This window comes from uncultured Acetobacterium sp. (genome assembly GCF_927416815.1).
GTDB lineage: Bacteria > Bacillota > Clostridia > Eubacteriales > Eubacteriaceae > Acetobacterium.
In genome coordinates this window covers 1-2,507 of the sequence record NZ_CAKMJU010000016.1, presented here as the reverse complement: position 1 = coordinate 2,507, position 2,507 = coordinate 1, and the positions used below count along the sequence as shown (strand labels likewise).

Genomic DNA, 2,507 nt, shown 5'->3' with positions numbered 1-2,507 from the left:
TATTTTATTTCTTTGCCGGGTCTTTGACAGTTGAATAAAGAAAAAATCCCCCAAAGCCTTATATAGGCTTGTTTTTTTGTTGCTGTTTTAATAAATCAAAAGAATAAATTAAAATAACCTAAAAAAAGCAACCGTGGTTGCTTTTTTTTGCGTGACACCCTATAATGAAATTAGTGAGAATAACATATTGTAATGTTGCTTTTGTTCGCGTTGCTGTTTTAATAATAAGCAAACCGATAGATAGCTTTGATAAACGGCTAACTTAACTTCAACTTAGGCAGAACAGAAATCTGATTGTTGTTTTTTAAAAAATATGGTATTATGTTAATATGACTAAGTATTGTAATTTTTTTGTATGCAAATGTTGTGTATGAATGATTAAAAGAGTATATTAATTTAACAAAAGTATGCAATAATAAAAATTATAGAAGGCGCTGGCAGTTCAGGTCAGCCTATAAATAAGGAGGATACAATGATCGGCGATTCAATAACCTCAGCCCTATATCAGAAGGCTCTCGATGGTACCTGGCAAAAACAAAAGGCAACCAGCAATAATATTGCCAATGCTGAAACACCGGGATATAAAGCCATCAAAGTCAATTTTGAAAATTCATTGAAAGCAGAAATCAACAAGCTGCAAACAACTGCAAATGCCAGTAAAAATGGCTTTCTTGACAAAATGGAAAGCATTCAAACGATCGATAATTCAAATATCAATGTTTATCAGGGGGCGACGTCTAATCGTTTGGATCGTAACAACGTCGATATGGAGTCTGAAAACATTGACATGACCAAGTCGGTATTGCAATATAATTCGCTTGTTCGTGGCGTTAGTGACTCCTACTCCAGATTAAAATATGCGATTAATGGAGGCAGATAATGAGTTATTTAAGTTCTTTAAATATTTCGGGGTCAGGCATGACTGCGCAAAAATATCGTTTGGATATTGTGGCTCAAAATATTGCCAATGCTCAGGTCACGCGAACCGAAGAAGGCGAGCCTTATCGTCGCAAAATGACGGTGTTACGTAGCGTCAATACGGGTACCTTTATGGATGCCCTTAAAACAGCAACTGGCGTCGTTCAAAAAGCCGGAGTTCAGGTTCAAGCCATCATCGAAGATGAATCGGCCTTGGTTCCGGTTTATGATCCCACCCACCCCGATGCCAACGCTGAGGGTTATGTGTTGTACCCCAATGTCAATACTGCCCAGGAAATGACCGACGCAATGGGTGCCAGCCGTGCCTATGAAGCAAATGTAACAGCGTTTAATGCGACAAAATCGCTAGTTCTAAAGGCCCTCGAAATCGGCCGATAAAAGGAGAATAGAATGTTTATCTTACCCATGAATTCAATTATCAGCGGAGCCAGTATTGGCACTGTTGGGGGAAATGCGGCTAATGCTGGGGCGGCTGTCGATACTGGCCTTGCCGGAGATTTTAAAGCGATCCTCCAGGACACCATTAATAATGTTGAAGAAACTGAAGCGATCACCAAGGTCGATGCCTATAATCTGTCAATTGGCAACATGGATGATATGCACACCATGATGATCAATACAGCTAAGGCTGATGTCGCCCTGCAAACCATGGTTCAGCTCCGCAATAAGGTCTTGGAGTCTTATCAGGCTGTTATGAATACCGGCCTATAAGTTTGGTCATATCAAAACATTACTTTAAACCAGGAGAGAGTACCGGTCATAGATTTTATTTCAAGGATCGGTATTCCTTATTTGAATGTACCGGTTTAGGAAGAAACGTTGACAGTAAATACATTGGATGGATGAGAATAGACGATGAATGAGAAAATTAAGGCTTTTTTAGAAAAAATCAAAAACTTCTGGACGGGAACCTCCAAAAAAGCCAAGATGCTGATGATTGGTGGGGTAGCGTTGGTCTTGTTGACATCCATCGGGCTGACTATTTTTTTGAATAATAAGGAGTATGTGCCGCTTTTTGTTGGTTTGACTCAAGCAGAAACCACTGAAATTATGGCCGCCCTGACAGAAATGGAGACCGATGTCAGGCTTGATGCCGGTGGGAATATTATGGTTCCCTCTGGCGATGAGGCCAAGGTGCGGATGCAACTGGCGACCGCGGGCTACCCGAAAAATGGTTTGAGCTACTATGTTATTCAAGAAAACAACAGCATGCTTGCGACCGACTACGAACGTAAGCAATATGAAAATATGCAGCTGCAGGAGCGTCTTGGTGCCAGTATAAAAACGATCAATGGTGTAAAAGACGCCATTGTTACTATTTCAGTACCGACAGAAAATGTCTTTTATCTTCAGGAAACTGAAAGTACCACCGCATCAGTTATTATTCATCTTGAACCAGGGGCGACATTAACACGGCAACAGGTTATGGGAATCCAGAATCTGGTGGTTAAGTCGGTGGCAGGACTGACGGCTGACAATATCGCACTTACCGATGGTAATGGAAATGATTTAATCAATAATCTGGCTGCCGAAAATGGTGGCGAGGCTAAGCTGAAACTGACCAAGGC

The 2,507-nt window shown here is 41.0% G+C and carries 4 protein-coding genes; all 4 read left to right on the top strand.

The window, feature by feature from the left end; translation table 11 throughout:
* Window positions 1–472 precede the first annotated feature (472 nt).
* The gene (gene flgB, locus QZ998_RS02540) at window positions 473–880 is read left to right on the top strand and encodes a flagellar basal body rod protein FlgB (protein ID WP_296557744.1); all 408 of its coding nucleotides are present in this window, start codon (window positions 473–475) and stop codon (window positions 878–880) included.
* Window positions 880–1,317, top strand: coding sequence for a flagellar basal body rod protein FlgC (gene flgC / locus QZ998_RS02535; protein WP_296557742.1), 438 nt, complete (start codon window positions 880–882; stop codon window positions 1,315–1,317). Before flgB ends, flgC begins: the two co-directional genes overlap by 1 nt.
* A gap of 12 nt (window positions 1,318–1,329) precedes the next feature.
* The gene (locus QZ998_RS02530; RefSeq protein ID WP_296557739.1) at window positions 1,330–1,650 is read left to right on the top strand and encodes a flagellar hook-basal body complex protein FliE; all 321 of its coding nucleotides are present in this window, start codon (window positions 1,330–1,332) and stop codon (window positions 1,648–1,650) included.
* A 144-nt stretch (window positions 1,651–1,794) separates the two neighbouring features.
* A partial coding sequence (gene fliF / locus QZ998_RS02525) for a flagellar basal-body MS-ring/collar protein FliF (protein WP_296557735.1) occupies window positions 1,795–2,507 on the top strand: 713 nt, incomplete at its 3' end.

Bases quoted from the DNA above. Each gene is read 5' to 3' on its own strand.
- flgB (WP_296557744.1), top strand. From the start codon at position 473: ATGATCGGCGATTCAATAACCTCAGCCCTATATCAGAAGGCTCTCGAT.
- flgC (WP_296557742.1), top strand. From the start codon at position 880: ATGAGTTATTTAAGTTCTTTAAATATTTCGGGGTCAGGCATGACTGCG.
- QZ998_RS02530 (WP_296557739.1), top strand. From the start codon at position 1,330: ATGTTTATCTTACCCATGAATTCAATTATCAGCGGAGCCAGTATTGGC.